The organism is Mesorhizobium montanum, from assembly GCF_033977145.1.
Taxonomy (GTDB): domain Bacteria; phylum Pseudomonadota; class Alphaproteobacteria; order Rhizobiales; family Rhizobiaceae; genus Mesorhizobium; species Mesorhizobium montanum.
This window is the reverse complement of record NZ_JAVIJF010000010.1, coordinates 219,295-234,420: the sequence shown is the minus strand read 5'-3', so window position 1 is coordinate 234,420 and position 15,126 is coordinate 219,295. Positions and strand designations below refer to the sequence as shown.

The 15,126-nt window shown below is 61.4% G+C and carries 15 protein-coding genes and 1 pseudogene; 7 read left to right on the top strand and 9 right to left on the bottom strand.

Annotation, left to right across the window (positions count from 1 at the left end; all coding sequences use genetic code 11):
- The 3 genes and pseudogenes from RFM68_RS16040 to RFM68_RS16030 all read right to left on the bottom strand — a co-directional run.
- Positions 1 to 181, bottom strand: a pseudogene (locus tag RFM68_RS16040) (5-aminolevulinate synthase); the annotation flags it as partial.
- A 466-nt stretch (positions 182 to 647) separates the two neighbouring features.
- The gene (gene fixJ, locus RFM68_RS16035; protein WP_320233938.1) at positions 648 to 1,259 is read right to left on the bottom strand and encodes a response regulator FixJ; all 612 of its coding nucleotides are present in this window, start codon (positions 1,257 to 1,259) and stop codon (positions 648 to 650) included.
- Positions 1,249 to 2,736 (bottom strand): PAS domain S-box protein, encoded by a 1,488-nt coding sequence (locus RFM68_RS16030; RefSeq protein ID WP_320233949.1) that lies wholly within the window; start codon positions 2,734 to 2,736, stop codon positions 1,249 to 1,251. Before RFM68_RS16030 ends, fixJ begins: the two co-directional genes overlap by 11 nt.
- A 268-nt stretch (positions 2,737 to 3,004) precedes the next feature.
- On the opposite strand from RFM68_RS16030, the gene RFM68_RS16025 reads away from it, so the two are divergent.
- On the top strand, positions 3,005 to 3,814 hold the full coding sequence (locus tag RFM68_RS16025) for a universal stress protein (RefSeq protein ID WP_320233937.1): 810 nt from the start codon (positions 3,005 to 3,007) through the stop codon (positions 3,812 to 3,814).
- Between the two features lie 10 nt (positions 3,815 to 3,824).
- A complete protein-coding gene (gene mgtA, locus RFM68_RS16020) occupies positions 3,825 to 6,503 on the top strand; it encodes a magnesium-translocating P-type ATPase (protein WP_430694865.1) in 2,679 nt (892 codons plus the stop codon).
- A gap of 110 nt (positions 6,504 to 6,613) precedes the next feature.
- Here mgtA and RFM68_RS16015 read toward each other — a convergent pair whose 3' ends face one another.
- Complete coding sequence (locus RFM68_RS16015) at positions 6,614 to 7,081, bottom strand: DUF2231 domain-containing protein (protein WP_320233936.1); 468 nt, start codon at positions 7,079 to 7,081, stop codon at positions 6,614 to 6,616.
- Between the two features lie 50 nt (positions 7,082 to 7,131).
- Positions 7,132 to 7,398: a hypothetical protein gene (locus tag RFM68_RS16010; protein ID WP_320233935.1), complete on the bottom strand. Its 267-nt coding sequence runs from the start codon at positions 7,396 to 7,398 to the stop codon at positions 7,132 to 7,134.
- Between the two features lie 127 nt (positions 7,399 to 7,525).
- Between RFM68_RS16010 and RFM68_RS16005 the strand changes: the two genes are divergently transcribed.
- From RFM68_RS16005 to RFM68_RS15995, 3 genes are all read left to right on the top strand, one after another.
- Positions 7,526 to 7,849 (top strand): PepSY domain-containing protein, encoded by a 324-nt coding sequence (locus tag RFM68_RS16005; protein WP_320233934.1) that lies wholly within the window; start codon positions 7,526 to 7,528, stop codon positions 7,847 to 7,849.
- Positions 7,849 to 8,514, top strand: coding sequence for a response regulator transcription factor (locus tag RFM68_RS16000; protein WP_320233933.1), 666 nt, complete (start codon positions 7,849 to 7,851; stop codon positions 8,512 to 8,514). The genes RFM68_RS16005 and RFM68_RS16000 overlap by 1 nt, the downstream gene beginning before the upstream one ends.
- A 128-nt stretch (positions 8,515 to 8,642) precedes the next feature.
- Positions 8,643 to 9,854 carry a sensor histidine kinase gene (locus tag RFM68_RS15995; protein WP_320233932.1) on the top strand — a complete coding sequence of 404 codons (1,212 nt, stop codon included), beginning with the start codon at positions 8,643 to 8,645 and terminating at the stop codon, positions 9,852 to 9,854.
- Positions 9,855 to 9,861: 7 nt separating this feature from the next.
- Here the strand turns inward: RFM68_RS15995 and RFM68_RS15990 are convergent, their stop codons facing one another.
- The 3 genes from RFM68_RS15990 to RFM68_RS15980 are packed head-to-tail and all read right to left on the bottom strand — an operon-like array spanning position 9,862 to position 12,894.
- The gene (locus RFM68_RS15990; protein ID WP_320233931.1) at positions 9,862 to 11,373 is read right to left on the bottom strand and encodes an RnfABCDGE type electron transport complex subunit D; all 1,512 of its coding nucleotides are present in this window, start codon (positions 11,371 to 11,373) and stop codon (positions 9,862 to 9,864) included.
- The gene (locus RFM68_RS15985; protein WP_320233930.1) at positions 11,370 to 12,092 is read right to left on the bottom strand and encodes an FAD:protein FMN transferase; all 723 of its coding nucleotides are present in this window, start codon (positions 12,090 to 12,092) and stop codon (positions 11,370 to 11,372) included. Before RFM68_RS15985 ends, RFM68_RS15990 begins: the two co-directional genes overlap by 4 nt.
- 22 nt (positions 12,093 to 12,114) lie before the next feature.
- Positions 12,115 to 12,894, bottom strand: a complete 780-nt coding sequence (locus RFM68_RS15980) for an FMN-binding protein (RefSeq protein WP_320233929.1) — start codon at positions 12,892 to 12,894, stop codon at positions 12,115 to 12,117.
- A 257-nt stretch (positions 12,895 to 13,151) separates the two neighbouring features.
- Between RFM68_RS15980 and RFM68_RS15975 the strand changes: the two genes are divergently transcribed.
- Both RFM68_RS15975 and RFM68_RS15970 read left to right on the top strand, forming a co-directional pair.
- On the top strand, positions 13,152 to 13,847 hold the full coding sequence (locus tag RFM68_RS15975; RefSeq protein WP_320233928.1) for a VIT1/CCC1 transporter family protein: 696 nt from the start codon (positions 13,152 to 13,154) through the stop codon (positions 13,845 to 13,847).
- 121 nt (positions 13,848 to 13,968) lie between these two features.
- Positions 13,969 to 14,229, top strand: coding sequence for a DUF6455 family protein (locus tag RFM68_RS15970; protein ID WP_320233927.1), 261 nt, complete (start codon positions 13,969 to 13,971; stop codon positions 14,227 to 14,229).
- A gap of 145 nt (positions 14,230 to 14,374) precedes the next feature.
- On the opposite strand, the gene RFM68_RS15965 is transcribed toward RFM68_RS15970, so the two are convergent.
- Complete coding sequence (locus tag RFM68_RS15965; protein ID WP_320233926.1) at positions 14,375 to 15,070, bottom strand: CBS domain-containing protein; 696 nt, start codon at positions 15,068 to 15,070, stop codon at positions 14,375 to 14,377.
- Positions 15,071 to 15,126 lie beyond the last annotated feature (56 nt).

Here is a 15,126-nt window from a genome sequence, read left to right as displayed (position 1 = left end):
TCTGGCCCATGCCGAGGTAGTCGTTGGAGCACCATACGGTGATTTCCTGAGCGCGGCCGTTGGAACGCCAGATGGCGCGCGGGAACTTGCCCACGATGCGCTCGAGGTCGGCGAAAACGCGGTAGCGGCGCTCCGCGTGGAGCTGGTCGATCGCATCTTCGAAGAACCGCTGATAGTTCATGTCGAGCTCCTGTGCGGGAATTGGCGCCGCGGACCGCGACCGGTTCGATCCGCCGGGACCTCAACCTACGAACCAGGGGAAGGCTCGGCTTTGAGCTATGTCAAATTGCAGGGCGCGCGGATGCCTCTTGATAGGCAGGTTCCTCGACGCAAGCCGTCTAAACTGATTCAAATCAAAGCGCGGAACCCCATTTTCGGCCCACGCTGGCTGGATGTGGAATCCAATAGCAAGCGCTCCGTTTGGTCGCAGTCTCGAACTGGCAGTTCTGGACGAGGAAGGCTCGCACGCCGTTATATTCCCCTGCGAGAAAAGCCGGGAGGGGTGGCAGCATGCCGTTACCGGCGTTCGCGTCGACATCCGGCCGACCCACTGGCGCGACTGGGATCTGCCAAAGGGCAGCGCTGTTTCGCCTGGAAACCTGTCTTAGAGCGGCAATTCCGGGCGGAACCGCAGCGCATTTCCTGCTCTAATGTTTGGGTTCTGCGATCAACGCCATTCGCACCAGATGCGAGAGGCTGCCGGCGCCCATCTTGCTCATGACATTGGCGCGATGGATTTCAACCGTGCGTGGGCTGATCCCGAGATCATAGGCAATCGTCTTGTTCGGCAATCCGGAGACAAGCCCATCGAGCACCTGGTGCTCCCGCTCCGACAGAGTGGCCAGATTCTTCCGGATTTCGGTTGACTGCGGGTGTGCCGCAACGGGCTGGCTGCGATGGTCCAGCGCCGAACGAATCGCATCGATAAGCACCTGATCGTCGAAAGGCTTTTCGATGAAATCGGCGGCGCCCTCCTTCATCGCCTGGACGGCCAGCGCGACGTCGGCGTGCCCGGTCATCACGATCACTGGCACGCCAAGGCCACGGGCCTTCAGTTGCCGCAGAAACTCGATGCCGTCTATGCCAGGCATGCGCACGTCGGTGACGACGCAGCCGTCGACCTCCTTCGGCTCTGTCGCCAGGAATGCGGTTGCCGATTCGTAGAGGCGCACGGCAAAATCGGCTGTCGCGAGTAGAAAACCCAGCGACTTGCGAACGTCGACATCGTCGTCAACGACATGAACGACATCATTCGCCATTGGCGACCTCTTCCTTTTCTACCGCGCGCAAGGTGAACCGGAACGCGGTCCCTCCGTCGGGCATTGCTTCCGCCCAAATATGACCGCCGTGCGACTCGATGATAGTGCGGCAAATGGACAGGCCGACGCCCATTCCGTGTTTCTTGGTGGTGACGAAGGGCTGAAAGAGCTGGGCCGAAACCTCAGGCGCCAGTCCGGGACCAGTGTCGATTACACCAACTTCCATCATGCCATCCTGCCGCGACACGGTAACGACATGCAATTCCCGGCGGGGCGCGCCCTGCATTGCTTCCACGGCGTTTCTCATCAAGTTTAGCAATACCTGCTCGATCTGGATTCGATCGGTCAAGACAAGCTCGGCCGCCGGATCAAGGTCGTAGCTGACACGCACATCCGCTTCCCCGGCGCCTACCAGGGCAAGCGACGAGGCGTCCTCGATGAGCTTCGGCAGACGCTCGACCTGACGTTCGCTTTCGCCCCTGGCGACAAAGTCCCTGAGACGACGGATCACGTCGCCGGCGCGCAATGCCTGTTCGGCAGCCTTCTCGACCGCGTCCTGCAACAGGGGGGCATTCTCGTCCTTGCTCTTCTCGAGGAGACGGCGGCTGCCTTTGAGATAGTTCGTGATGGCCGTCAGCGGCTGGTTGATCTCATGCGCCAGCGTCGAGGCCATTTCGCCGAGCGCGGTGAACCGCGCCATATGAAGCAGCTCCTGCTGCTGCTCCTGCATCCTGGCCTCCGTTTTGTGGCGCTCCGTCAGGTCGCGGCAGAAGCCGGTAAAGAAGCGGCCCGTTCCCGGATGCATTTCGCCGACCGCGAGCTCCATCGGAAAGGTCGAGCCGTCCTTGCGCCTGCCGGTGACCGTGCGCCCGAGCCCAATGATGCGGCGCTCTCCCGTCGTCAGGTAACGTCGCATGTATGCGTCATGCTCGTCCCGGTAGGGCGTGGGCATCAGCAGTTTGACGTTTTGACCGATGACTTCGCTCGCCTTGTAGCCAAACAGTGTCTCGGCGGCCGTGCTGAAGGACTGGATATTGGCACTTTCGTCGATGACGACCATCGCATCGGGCACCGTTGCCAGGATCGAACGCAGGTGATCCTCACGCAGCAGCAACGCAGCGTTGGCGAATGAAAGGTCGCTGACATCCGTGCCCTGAACGAAGATCGCTGTGATCCGGCCATCCTTTGCCCTGATGGGTTGATAGACGAAATCCAGAATGCGTTCTTCCGCAATGCCGGTTTCAGTGTTGCGCAGGACGATCTTGGCATTGTGGCCAACATAGGGCTCGCCGGTTGCGCTGACACGATCGAGCAATTCGAAGAATCCCTGGCCCTCAAGCTCTGGCAGGGCTTCCCGAACCGGCTTGCCGATAACCTGCCGCTGACCGATCAGTCGTTGGTAAGCAGCATTGGTCAACTGAAAGACGTGGCCCGGCTCGCTGAGCAGCGTCATGAAACCCGGAGCCTGATCGAACATCAGCGCAAGAAGCTCATGTTCGGCCAGGTTGTCGATCTGTTCCGGCGAGCCGCCGGCCAGCGGAGAGGCTTTGGCGGCCGCTTCCGACCGGCCTTGCTCCTTCTTGCTCACGAGCAGTCTCCGGATTGAGAAACAGCAACCGCCGCTGATTTAGCACTCATCGTTCCGCTCGCCAAACAGCGGTCGTGACGATTTGATCGGTATCAAGGCACGGCACCCCGCGCAATGCGAATGACAAAACGTTCCGCGTTCCGAGCGAGGTTCCCGCATGTCCTACAAAACGATAGTCGTCAACCTGGCCATTGATGCAAGCCCCGCGCCGATCGTAAAGCTCGCAACGGAGCTGGCACAGCGCTTCGAGGCTCACCTTGTCGGCCTCGCTGCCGCGGACGTTCCGCCCTTGGTGTCGACGGGAGAGGGCCTGGTCTACGAAGGCGAGGTCATGCAGATCCAACGCCTGGAGATCGAGAAGCGTCTTGCCGAATTGCGCGACAATTTCGACAAGCTCGTCCCGGGCTCGATCAGCAGCGAATGGACGCAGTATATTTGCGGACCGACCCGCGCTCTCGGTTTGGTCGCCCGTTCAGCCGATCTAATCGTCACCGCCGATGGTGGGGAGGATGTCTTCCGCGCCGTCGATATCGCAAGTCTTGTGCTCGGCGCCGGCCGCCCGGTACTGGTCGCCGCGGGCAACGCCGAGCACCTGCTGGGGAAGACAGTCCTTGTCGCCTGGAAGGACAGCCGGGAAGCGCGAAGGGCCTTGTCCGATTCCTTGCCGTTCCTCGCCAAGGCCAACGAGGTCGTAATCGCCACGATGGAAGGCGGTTCGGGGGAGGACGTTCGAAACAGCCTCGCCGACGTCGCGGTGTTTCTGGAGCAGCATGGCATCATGGCGCGAACCGAGATGATCGCCGGTGACGCGGACGGTGACAGGTTGGTGGCGTTTGCGCGCTCGATCCATGCCGATCTGATCGTTTCGGGAGCCTACGGTCACAGCCGGCTCAGGGAATGGGCCTTTGGCGGTGTTACGCGCTCGTTGATTCGCGAGAGTGGCATCAGTCGCCTTCTTTCCAACTGACTGTCCGGTCATGGCGACCAGAACGGCATACGACAGAGACCTGCCGACAGCCATGGCAAGCGGGTCGCAATCGGTCAACCGCTCTCCTGGTCATGTCGAGCATCCCTACTGGTCGCTCCAGACAGATCAGTTGGTCGAGCAGTTGGAGACGTCCACTTCTGGTCTTTTGAGCGTTGATGCAGCGATCCGGCTTGAAAAACTCGGTCGAAACGCGCTGGCCCGGCGCTCGAGTGGATCCGCATTCGCTGTCTTCGCCCGCCAATTTCGCAGCCCTCTGGTCCTGATCCTTGTCTTTGCCGCTGCCGTTTCGATTTTTGTCGGCGAGGGTCATGAGGCGGCGATCATCGGCGCGATTGTGCTCGCCAGCTGTATTCTTAGCTTCACGCAGGAATATGGGGCTTCCCGCGCGATGGAGGTGCTGCAGCAGCGTATCTCCCGCAAGGCCACCGTGCTGCGGGATAGCTTCGAGCGGAGCGTCGATGTCGAGGAGATCGTTCCCGGCGACGTCGTCTGCCTGTCGGCCGGTAATCTCGTCCCGGTCGACGGCGTGATCCTGGAGTCGCGGGATTTCAACGTCAGCGAATCCGTTCTAACCGGCGAGACCTTTCCGGTTGTGAAATCGGCTGGCCGCTGCGCGCCTGAAGCCGGTGTCGCACAGCGGACCAATGCCGTCTTCACAGGCACGTCGGTTCGTAGCGGAACGGCAAAGGTGCTTGCCGTTGCCACGGGGACGCAGACCGAGTTCGCATCGATTGCCGAGGCCCTGGAGCGACGCATCCCCGAGACCGAGTTCGCGCGCGGCATCCGGATGTTCGGGTATCTGATGACCGAGATCATGCTTGCGATCGTCATCCTGGTGTTCTTCGCCAATGTAATGCTCGCCCGGCCATTGATCGAGTCGCTGCTGTTTTCGCTTGCACTCGCGGTCGGCCTGACGCCCGAACTGCTTCCCGCGATCATCAGCGTCACCCTGGCCAGGGGTGCGCGGACCATGGCCGCCAGTGGTGTCATCGTGCGCCGTCTCGATGCGATCGAGAACCTCGGCAGCATGGACCTGCTGTGCACTGACAAGACAGGAACGCTGACGCAGGGCGTCATTCATCTCGATGGATCGTTCGATGTCCAGGGCAACGCTTCGAAGGAGGTCCAGCTCTGGGCACGGCTGAACGCGACTTTACAGACCGGCCTGAAGAACCCCCTGGACGAAGCAATCGCGAGTGCTCCGCCTGGACAAGAGGATCCGTCCGATTTCGCCAAGATCGACGAGATCCCCTACGATTTTGTGCGCAAGCGGTTGTCCGTCGCGGTAGGGGACAGCACACGCGAACAGCTCCTCATCACCAAGGGCGCCGTCCAGAACGTCGTCGAGGCTTGTGGCTTCGTGCAAGGTCCGCACGGCTCAACGCCCCTCGGCGCAGCGGAGCGCCAGGCGATCGACGAGAAATTCAGGCGCTGGAGCGCGCAAGGGTATCGCGTTCTCGGCCTGGCGATCCGGAGATTTCAGAATAAGGCGAGCTTCAGCCGGGACGACGAAACCGAAATGGCATTCGCGGGATTCCTGCTCTTTCTCGATCCGCCTAAGCAGGCGGTTCAGGAAACACTGTCGGCGCTTGCCGATCGCGGCATCGGGGTAAAAGTCATTTCCGGCGACAACCGCTATGTCGCCGCACATCTCGCTGAGGCCGTGGGTCTGCGGTCCGACAGGATCATGACAGGCGAAGATCTGTCGAAACTGACGAAGAACGGGCTTCTGGCAAGTGTCCGCAACACCGATCTTTTTGTAGAGATCGATCCAAACCAGAAAGAGCGCATCGTCGAGGCACTGCGCCGCAGCGGCCACGTCGTCGGCTATCTTGGCGACGGCATCAACGACGCACCGGCGCTTCATGAAGCCGACATCGGCATTTCGGTCGATACCGCCGTGGATGTCGCCCGCGAGGCCGCGGACATCATCTTGCTGAAGCGCGACCTGAGCGTGCTGGTGCAGGGCGTCGACGATGGTCGAAAGACGTTCGCCAACACGATGAAATATATCTCGATTACCACCAGCGCCAATTTCGGCAACATGATCAGCATGGCCGCCGCCTCGCTCTACCTGCCGTTCCTGCCGCTGCTCGCCAAGCAGATCCTGCTGAACAATTTCCTCTCCGACATCCCAGCCCTTGCGATCGCTGGCGACAATGTCGATACCGATCAGGTGCGCAGGCCGCGTCACTGGGACATCCGTTTCGTGAGGCGTTTCATGGTGAGCTTCGGGCTGGTGAGTTCCCTGTTCGACTTTGCAACCTTCGCGTTCCTTCTTCTGGCCGTTCACGCCACGGCAGCCACGTTTCAGACCGCGTGGTTCGTGGAATCCGTGCTGACCGAACTTGCCATCGTGCTCGTCGTGCGGACCCACAAGAGGCTTTGGCGCAGCCGTCCCAGCCGGTTGCTTGCGGGCCTCGCCCTCGGCGTCGGCGTCGGCACCATCCTTATCCCTTTCGCCCCGTTCGCCAACTGGTTCGGATTTGTGCCTCTGACAGGACCGGTACTGGCAGGGCTGCTCGCGATCACCGCGCTGTACGTACTTGTGTCGGAGGTTACCAAGAGCCGGCTTTTCGATCACGGCGGTCGAGGCAGGCACAGACGAAAAGCGATGAGCCCACTCCTGGATCGAGCCACAACCGGACCGACCCGCATCGCAGGCTAGTCAAAGGATGTGGCTCGATGACTAGCGCCGAGCGCGACTACTCGCACCGGTCTTCAAGTGGAGGCGTCCGCTTCATGCACGGTGATGGATCGAGGTCGAGCATTGAAAAGTCACCCTCCAACCGCGGCCCTGGTGACGTTCACGCCAAGGTCATAAACGAGCTGCCCGCCATAATAGCCTGTTACGGTGACCAGCGCTGCGCTGGCTATCTCAATCGCGGGAATGGCCAAGGCCAGCGTGCCCAGCTCTCGATTTCGCACCCACAGCACGAGCCGGAGCAGGCCCCAGCCCAGAAAGATCAAGGCACTGATCTCGCCCAGGCCCTCATGGATTTCCGCTATCTGGCTGCTGAAGCCGGCGGCCTCCGCGTGGTCAAGGGCCATGCCGCCGAAGAACCAGGTGCCGACGGCAAACAGCCCTGCGGCGACGGCGGCAAAGGTGGAAATCGTCCCCACGCCCGAGCGCATCGTTACGGCGTTGCGATTGGCGAGCGCGGCAAGGTCGATGACGACGAGCGCGTACATGAGCACGATGGGAAAATGCACAAGGATAGGGTGGACATGCTGAATTTCAGGCATCGAAAATATTCTCCAGGAAAGTTGATGGTCGTTGGACGCTCGATTGGCTGTCAGTCGTCGCTGTCCCCGCGTTCCTCGTCTTGCCGATCACTGCGCGCGCCGCGTACAGGCTTGTCGTCGCTGCATTGTTCGTCGCCGACACCTTTGACCGACTTGGGACCAGTGGCGCTCACCATGGGGATGGCCTCGAGGTCGATTGTTGCGGAAGAAGTGGCGGATGCGGTCGCGCATGATCCATGGTCTGATTCCGCGGCGGCGGGTATGACGGAAGCGGTCAGGCCTCCAAGGGCGACAAGCAAGACAGGAAAATTGCGCATGGTTTCGTATCCTTCTCCGCGCACCCATCATCGGGCGCGATGGCCCTTGATAGAGACGTGGTCCTTGCCGCCGGCTGACGATGCCTGACAGCGGTTTGACAGCTTCCACATGCGACAGGTCTCTTCCATGAAAACCGTGTCGATGAGCCTGGCAGCCCTGGGCGTGGCCGCACTAGTGCTGGCCTTGCCATTGGCCGTCAGGGCGCAGGATGACGACGGTGACCACGATCGGGCGCGCGATCTTTATGAGCGCGGCGAGATCGAGGGCCTCGCCGATGTCATGGCCATTGTGCGTGCCAAGGCTCCCGGTGAGATCGTTGCGGTCGACCTCATTCGCGCCGGAGGCAAGTGGATCTATCGGTTCCAAGTGGTCGCCGCTGACGGCCGGCGCCGGATCGTCGACGTCGATGCTGGCGCGGGCGGTGTTTTGCGCGGTGAAGGCGACCACTGATGAAGATCCTCGTGGCTGAAGACGAACCACGTATCGCGGCCGACATCGCGGCGGTTTTGAAGGCCTCGGGCATGGCCGTCGATATCGTGGACAATGGTGAAGCGGCCTGGTTCGCAGGCGATGTCGAGAACTACGACGCGGCGATTCTCGACCTTGGATTGCCGAAGCTCGACGGTCTTACGGTGCTGAAGCGCTGGCGCGCCAATGGCCGCCGTTTTCCCGTCCTCATCCTGACGGCGAGGGGGCTGTGGACCGAGCGCGTGGAAGGCATCAATGTCGGCGCCGACGACTATCTCCCGAAACCTTTTGAAATGGAGGAACTGCTGGCGCGACTGCGAGCAATCCTGCGTCGTTCGGGCGGGCAGGCGGCACCGGTGTTGAAATCGGGCCCTTTGCTGCTCGACACGCGCCAGATGCGCATCTCGCTTCGCGGCGTTCCGGTGGCGCTTTCGCCGCTGGAATATCGGCTTCTGGCGTTCCTGATGCATCATGCCGGCCGTGTGGTCGCGTCAACTGAACTCGCCGAGCATTTGTACAGTTCCGACAATGAACGCGATCCGAACACGATCGAAGTCATCGTCGCGCGCCTGCGGCGGAAACTTGGCAATAATGTCATCGAGACACGACGCGGTTTCGGTTACCTCGTGCCCGACGGGCCGGATTGATGCGCAATTCAATCCGCTTCAGGCTCTGGTCGGCTGCGGCGATATCGATCGTCATCGCCCTTGCCATCGCCGGTGTTGGCCTTCGCTATCTGTTTGAACTGAACGTCGAGAGGCGTGTTGTCAGCGAGTTGACAGTCGATCTCAATGAACTGATCGGGGCGACGAGCTTCAAAGCCGATGGCCGCCTGTCGGTGGCGTCAACGCTGGCCGACCAACGCTTCGCCAGTCCGCTGTCCGGCCATTACTGGCAGGTGGAGGATATGGCTACCCACAGCCTCGTTCGATCGCGTTCCCTGTGGGATGCAACGCTGGCCTTGCCGGCGCAGGTCGCCAACGGCGAACTGCGGAAGGAAGAACTCAAGGGGCCGGGCGGCGAGCTCACCGTTGCCGTCATCCGCACGATCACCGATGCCGACGGGCGGGCCTTTCGCGCCGTCGTGGCGGAAGACCATCGTAACGTGGAAGTCTCCGTTGGCGAGTATGTCCGCGACCTTGCGCCAGCGCTCATTGTGCTCGCGTTCGCGCTGATGGGGGCCTTCTTCATCCAGATCACCGTCGGCCTGGCGCCGCTGGAAAGCCTTAGGGTCGCCGTCAAGAACGTGATTGCGCAGCGGACGGCGCGGCTTGACGTGGCCGCGCCTAGCGAAGTGCAGCCACTCGCCGACGAGATCAACCGCTTGCTCGATGCCCAGGAGAAAGCCCTCTCTCGCGCGCGCTCGCGCGCCACCGACCTTGCGCACGGCCTCAAGACGCCCCTGCAGGTCCTGTCCGCCGATATCCGGACTCTACGCAAAAAGGGCGAAAGCGAACTTGCCGACGAAATCGAGAAGAGCACCGGCGCAATCCGTCGCCACGTCGAGCGGGAGTTGGCACGCGCTCGTCTGGCGCCTGGCGTTTCCGGCGATGCCGCGTGCCTCGTCCGAGAGGTGGCGAGCGGCGTGGTTGCCGTCGTCAAGCGCACGCCAAGGGGCAAGCAGCTCTCATACCTGATCGATGCCACCGAGGATTTCATGGCGCCGGTCGACGAAGGCGATCTCTCTGAGATTCTCGGCAATCTGGTGGAAAATGCGACGCGTTTTGCGAAATCCCTGGTTCATGTGAGCGCATCCGCAAGCGCCGGCGAGGTGATCATCAAAGTCGTCGATGATGGGCCGGGCATTCCCGAGGCCGCCCTGCATGCCGCGTTGTTGCGTGGCGTTCAGCTCGATAGCAAGGGTGGCGGCAGCGGCCTTGGCCTGGCGATCGTCTCGGATATCGTCGAAGCCTATGGCGGCCGCCTCGAAATGGCCAATGCCAACTCCGGTCTGGCGGTGACAATCTACCTGCCGCGGCATGGTTGAGCGGCGTTCAGGCAAACCCGGGGAAGTAATCGACCTTAATTCTCGAACGGCGAACGCCCATGGCCAGCAGCTTCTTGCGCAGCGCCTTGACCATGGTCTGCGGGCCGGAGATGTAGAAGGTGCGTTCGAGATAGTCGGGCATGGTGAGACGCACTAGGCGGGCGTCGATATAACCAGGATACTGGCCGCGCACCGCGCCCTTGGCCACGGCGTGGAATGTTCTTATGCCCAGTTTGCGCCTCGCGGAGTCGAGCACGTCGCGATAGGCGATGTCGTCCTGGCTCTCTGTGCCGTAGAGGACAACGATAGGCCGCACTTCCTTGCGGTCGATGAGATATTGCAGCATCGAACGGAATGGCGTGATGCCGATGCCGCCTGCCAGGAAAGCGATCTTGGTCTTCGGATCGGATGGAAGTGTGAAATCGCCAGCCAGTTGTGAAGCGTGGATCGTGGCGCCGGGTTTCATGCCGCCCAGTGCCCGCTTGAAGGCGCTCGATTGCGGATAGAACTTGACGCCCAGCCGCACCGATTGCTCGGTAGGCGATGAGGCAACCGTGAAGTAGCGCCGGTTCCCGCGGTTATCGGAACGGTCGAGGCCAAGCGTCCATTCAAGGTACTGGCCCGCTTGGAAGGCGAGCTTCCGCTGCGACCTGAAGATGAAGTCGTAGCTGTCGATGGCGGTTTGCTCGATGCGTTCCAAAGTCAGCACGAACCGGCCCTTCGGGCTCACGGCGTAAGCGAAGAGGTTACCCACCAGCAGAGCGAGTTCGGGTGTGAAATAGAACGAGCCGATATGGATGTTGGGTGCGAACAAAAAGCCGACGATGCCGGCAAAGGCGATACGAGGCCAGCGTGTGGTCGGAGCCGTCAGCGGCTCGGTCAGCATCACGAAGGCGAAGAACAGCAGCGGCGACGAGCTGAAGGTTTCCGCGAGAGCGGTGCCATATTGGGACGGGTCGGTGGTGGCCAGTATCGTCGCCAGCGCCACTCCGAGGAACGTGGCCACGAGATCGAGCCGGCGCAGCTTACGCACCACAAGAGCGCCGCCCACAAGCACCAACAGGAGCAGCCAGACGTTGCCCCCCACCCACCATGTGGCGGGACGATCGAGCAAGAGCGCTGTCAAGGCGACGCCCAGCGCGGCCGGATTGAACAGGTGCTTCCTGCCGACGGCCAGGATGTATTTCGACGAAATCGCCCAGACCGAGGCGAATGCCGCGGCGCCAATGGCCTTGGTATCAGTGGCGGCAATCGGATCGAGAATGAGCGCCAGGATCATCGCGGTGATGTAGACGGACTCGCTATTGGCCGGAACCTCGAAGATGCGTGCAAAAACCGTGTTGGTGATCCAGCAGGTGGCCAGCATCAAAGCGACCGTAAAGGCGAGCGCTGTTGGATCATGCGGCACGAGGTTCAGGAAGCCGAGGACGAAGGCAGCGATCAGCAACGCCGCCAGGTAGTAGAGAACCAGCCGATACATGGTCAGGCGGTCGAGAAGCCGGTCGAGGGTCTTGATCATGACTGGCAGAAGGCTCCAAAGCCGCTTGTCGGCGTGGCACGGCAGTTGCTGTCGATGAGGTATCCTTCTAGCCCTTGTGTCTGCTCGATAAAGAGGATGCCGTCACGGCCCATCGCAAAGGCGGCGGTGGCGAAGCGATCGGCCTCGAGCACATCGGAGCCGATAACGGTCAGGCTGACGATGTCGCTGATCGGGTCATGAAGCGCGCGAGGATTGTAGATGTGCTGCCCGCGCGCGTATGTGCCGGAAGTGGCGACGCCATGTCCACGCGGATAGACCACCTTGACGATCTCGTTCGTGTGGAAGGGATTGCGGATCCCGACGCTCCAGTCTCGACCGGAGGCATTCCTGCCGGAGGACTGGATGTCGCCGCCCGCCTCGATGAAGAAGTCGCTGACGTCCGCCCGACGGACGATTTCGGCCACGTTGCGGATGGCCCAGCCCTTGACGATGCCGGAGGGGTCGAGCGCGCCGTCGGGCCTGTGGATATCGAAATACCCGGCAGTTTCCTTTCTGGTTTGCTCCGCGATCCTCATCACGTCCATCATTTGGCCGCTCCAGTCGCGGACCGGAATGTCGCCCCGGTTTATGGCGGAGATCTCGCTGTTCGGACGATAGGTGCTGAAACGCCGGTCGACGTCGTCGAAATAGTCGAAGATCCTCTCGACAAGGGCGCCATCTCGGCCGCCGAGGTCGACGGTGATGGGCATGCCCATCATTATTCTCGTTTCGCGCATGGAACTACGACGACGCCTTCTTCAGGGCACCGCCCAGCGATTGGATGAAGGCCCTGCTGGTCAGCGTGGCACCCGAGATGATGTCGACATCAGCGCTTTGCGCGCTGATCGCTTCATCGCGCAGCATGGGCAACGCTTGCCGGTTGATGTTGACAGAGGTACGGCGGTCATTGGGGTATTTCAGTATTTTGAGCGCCGTCAGGCGGCCGCCCTGAACGAGCGCCTGGATCTGGATGATGCCGTAGTAGGCGTCGGCCGCAGGGCCGGTATAGGCCCCGTCGGCATAGCCTTGGGCCGTGAGCTTCATGCCGGTATGAATGACGCGCGCCGTTGCTTGCGGATATGCCGGTCGCGGCTGCGGGATCGGGATATAGACGGCAGGTGTCGCCGCGAACGTTGGAGCATCCGGCGTGGGCACACTCGCAGCCGCCGGCGCGGGATTTTGCTTCGGAGGCGCAAGCTTCGCGGCCTGCGGCGGACTGGCGGCAAGTGCCGGCTGTGGAGCGGCTGCAATCGCCGCCGTGTTGTCCGCCCTGGCCTCGACCGGCCTCTGTGGGGTTGGCTCCCGCTGCGCATTCTGGGGAATTTTGCGCGGGGACGTCGCTGGCACCACGACCGGATCGGCCGACGCCGATGGGATCAATGGCTGCGAAGCGCTCTGTGTTGCGGCGTTGGCAGCGCCATCCGCATCGATCAGGTCGCTGGCCGGTGGTGTGCCTGCCTGATCCCAGACATAGGCACCCGATGAGGCGATCACGACGAGCGACAAGGCGATCTGTTTCATAAGCATTGCATCCCGGCTTCAGGGCGCGCAACGGCCGGACCGTTGTATGCCTTCTCGCGGGCAATATCTCATGAGTTAGCTGACAGCTGGCTGTCAGCGCGCCTTGGCTTGCGAAAAGTGTCGCATCGGCGAATCTAGGCAGCCATTTGACTTGGATCAGGGATTTGCTCCGATTAAGGAGCAATGAAGCTGCTTTCCTACGCTTGTCGATCCGGAGGCAATACCATGGCAACATACAACTGTTCATCACTTGAATCATGAGCCGCCTACACGCTGAAAATCATCTGGTGTCGCGCATCGGCTGGTTACGGGCCGCGGTGCTCGGCGCCAACGACGGCATCGTTTCGACGGCCAGTCTGATCATCGGGGTTGCGGCCGCCAACGCCACCACAGCCAGCGTCCTGGTGGCTGGCGTCGCCGGCCTTGTGGCCGGCGCCATGTCTATGGCCGCCGGCGAATATGTATCCGTCAGTTCCCAGGCCGATACCGAGAAGGCGGATCTCGCCCGTGAGCGAGGGGAACTGGCGACCCAGCCGGAGTTCGAGAGACAGGAGCTTGCGCAGATCTATATCGATCGCGGGGTAGAGCCTCGGCTGGCGTTACAGGTGGCTGACCAGTTGATGGCCAAGGACCCGCTCAGCGCCCATGCCCGTGACGAGCTTGGTATTTCCGAGACAACCGCTGCACGACCCACCCTGGCTGCGCTGGCTTCTGCGGCAGCGTTTTCAATCGGTGCGATCATGCCTCTGGCAATGGTTCTGATTTCGCCGCCCTCGAGACTTGTTGCTGTAGTCTCGGTTGCATCGCTGCTGTTCCTGGCGGTGTTGGGCGCAATCGGCGCGAGGGCCGGGGGCGCCAATGTATTGAAGGCGACTGCTCGCGTCACCTTTTGGGGAGCGCTGGCGATGGCCCTGACCGCGGGCATTGGCGCGATGTTCGGTACGTCAGGCTAGGTCGTTTCCCTGCCGAGATATGGATAAGAGCCTTGAACGGAAAAGATGGCTCCTGTTGATCGAGATCAACGTCGAACGCTGCTGACGTGGCAATGATTTGCCGTCTGAGGAGTGTGCCGACATGAATTTTCTCGAATATCTGATTGGAACTGACGCTAGAACTGCCTTGATGGGACGCATGATGCGGAAAATGGGCGTCGACAGGCAGCTGAAAGTCGTGGCGGATCACGTCGCCGTCACCAATCGTGCCGTGGACCGGTGCCGGTCTTGCGGTCACCAAGACGAATGCCAGGCTTGGCTTGACGAAACCCCGCATGCGGATCATCCGCCTGCCTATTGCCGCAATGGCGACTTGATCACTCGGTTGCAATCCATCCGTTGATTGAACGCCAACGCCGCGGCCTCGACCTTGATTCCCTTGTCTGCGATTTGAGGGGAGCGGGCCGGAATGCTGGATTGGATGAGGCGGCTACGCAGCCAGAAATCTCCCTTTGGCGGAGCCGTTCCGCAAAACTTTGTGACGTCTTCTAAGAGACAAGCACGACCGAGAACGGCCCGGCGCAAAAGAGTTTGTCCGTGACTTTCTTGACCCCGGCAACGTTCTCGGCAGCAACGACGGCAGCTTTTCGCTGACGTTCGTCGAAAATGGCGCCACTCAGTTCAACGTCTCCCTTATCGACGGTAACGCCGATGAGGTCGCCGCCGCTCCAGGATTGCCCTTGCAACTCGGCAACAATGTTCCTGCGTATGATCTCGTCATCGGCAGTCGCCGCGCCTGATCTGGGTAGCATCCGGAGCAGGGCGCGTAACAGGTCCGAGCGAGTTATGATCCCGACCATTCTGCCGCCGTCCAGGATCGGTACATTCTTGATGTCGTGGTAGGCCATCAATTCGACGATCTCGGCAAGCGATTTGCCCGGCGGCGCCCAGACGACGTCCGTCGTCATGACGTCGCCAACCCGACGGCCGTTCATATGCACATATTCATCGGCGATCTTGCCTGGGCCGGTCAGGAATTCGAGCCAGCGCGGACGAACACGCTGGGTGCCAAGTTCCTTGCGGCGGAGGAAGTCACCTTCGCTGACGATGCCGACCACGCCACCGTCGCGTGTGACCGGCAGACAGCTGATCCTCCTGGCCAACATCACGTCGGCCGCGTCGATGATCGAGGCCGAAGCATCGATTGAGATCACCGGCGTCGTCATGATATCCTGGGCTTGCATCAATATCTCCCGCTCCTCGTCACGCCTTTCTGGGTGTCGGAGAAAACGGCGCCTTG

What these genes read in the sequence shown, in the direction of transcription:
- fixJ (WP_320233938.1), bottom strand. Translation starts at nt 1,259, where the DNA reads ATGGCGAATGATGTCGTTCATGTCGTTGACGACGATGTCGACGTTCGC.
- RFM68_RS16030 (WP_320233949.1), bottom strand. Translation starts at nt 2,736, where the DNA reads ATGTTCGATCAGGCTCCGGGTTTCATGACGCTGCTCAGCGAGCCGGGC.
- RFM68_RS16025 (WP_320233937.1), top strand. Translation starts at nt 3,005, where the DNA reads ATGTCCTACAAAACGATAGTCGTCAACCTGGCCATTGATGCAAGCCCC.
- mgtA (WP_430694865.1), top strand. Translation starts at nt 3,825, where the DNA reads ATGGCGACCAGAACGGCATACGACAGAGACCTGCCGACAGCCATGGCA.
- RFM68_RS16015 (WP_320233936.1), bottom strand. Translation starts at nt 7,081, where the DNA reads ATGCCTGAAATTCAGCATGTCCACCCTATCCTTGTGCATTTTCCCATC.
- RFM68_RS16010 (WP_320233935.1), bottom strand. Translation starts at nt 7,398, where the DNA reads ATGCGCAATTTTCCTGTCTTGCTTGTCGCCCTTGGAGGCCTGACCGCT.
- RFM68_RS16005 (WP_320233934.1), top strand. Translation starts at nt 7,526, where the DNA reads ATGAAAACCGTGTCGATGAGCCTGGCAGCCCTGGGCGTGGCCGCACTA.
- RFM68_RS16000 (WP_320233933.1), top strand. Translation starts at nt 7,849, where the DNA reads ATGAAGATCCTCGTGGCTGAAGACGAACCACGTATCGCGGCCGACATC.
- RFM68_RS15990 (WP_320233931.1), bottom strand. Translation starts at nt 11,373, where the DNA reads ATGATCAAGACCCTCGACCGGCTTCTCGACCGCCTGACCATGTATCGG.
- RFM68_RS15985 (WP_320233930.1), bottom strand. Translation starts at nt 12,092, where the DNA reads ATGATGGGCATGCCCATCACCGTCGACCTCGGCGGCCGAGATGGCGCC.
- RFM68_RS15980 (WP_320233929.1), bottom strand. Translation starts at nt 12,894, where the DNA reads ATGAAACAGATCGCCTTGTCGCTCGTCGTGATCGCCTCATCGGGTGCC.
- RFM68_RS15975 (WP_320233928.1), top strand. Translation starts at nt 13,152, where the DNA reads ATGAGCCGCCTACACGCTGAAAATCATCTGGTGTCGCGCATCGGCTGG.
- RFM68_RS15970 (WP_320233927.1), top strand. Translation starts at nt 13,969, where the DNA reads ATGAATTTTCTCGAATATCTGATTGGAACTGACGCTAGAACTGCCTTG.
- RFM68_RS15965 (WP_320233926.1), bottom strand. Translation starts at nt 15,070, where the DNA reads ATGCAAGCCCAGGATATCATGACGACGCCGGTGATCTCAATCGATGCT.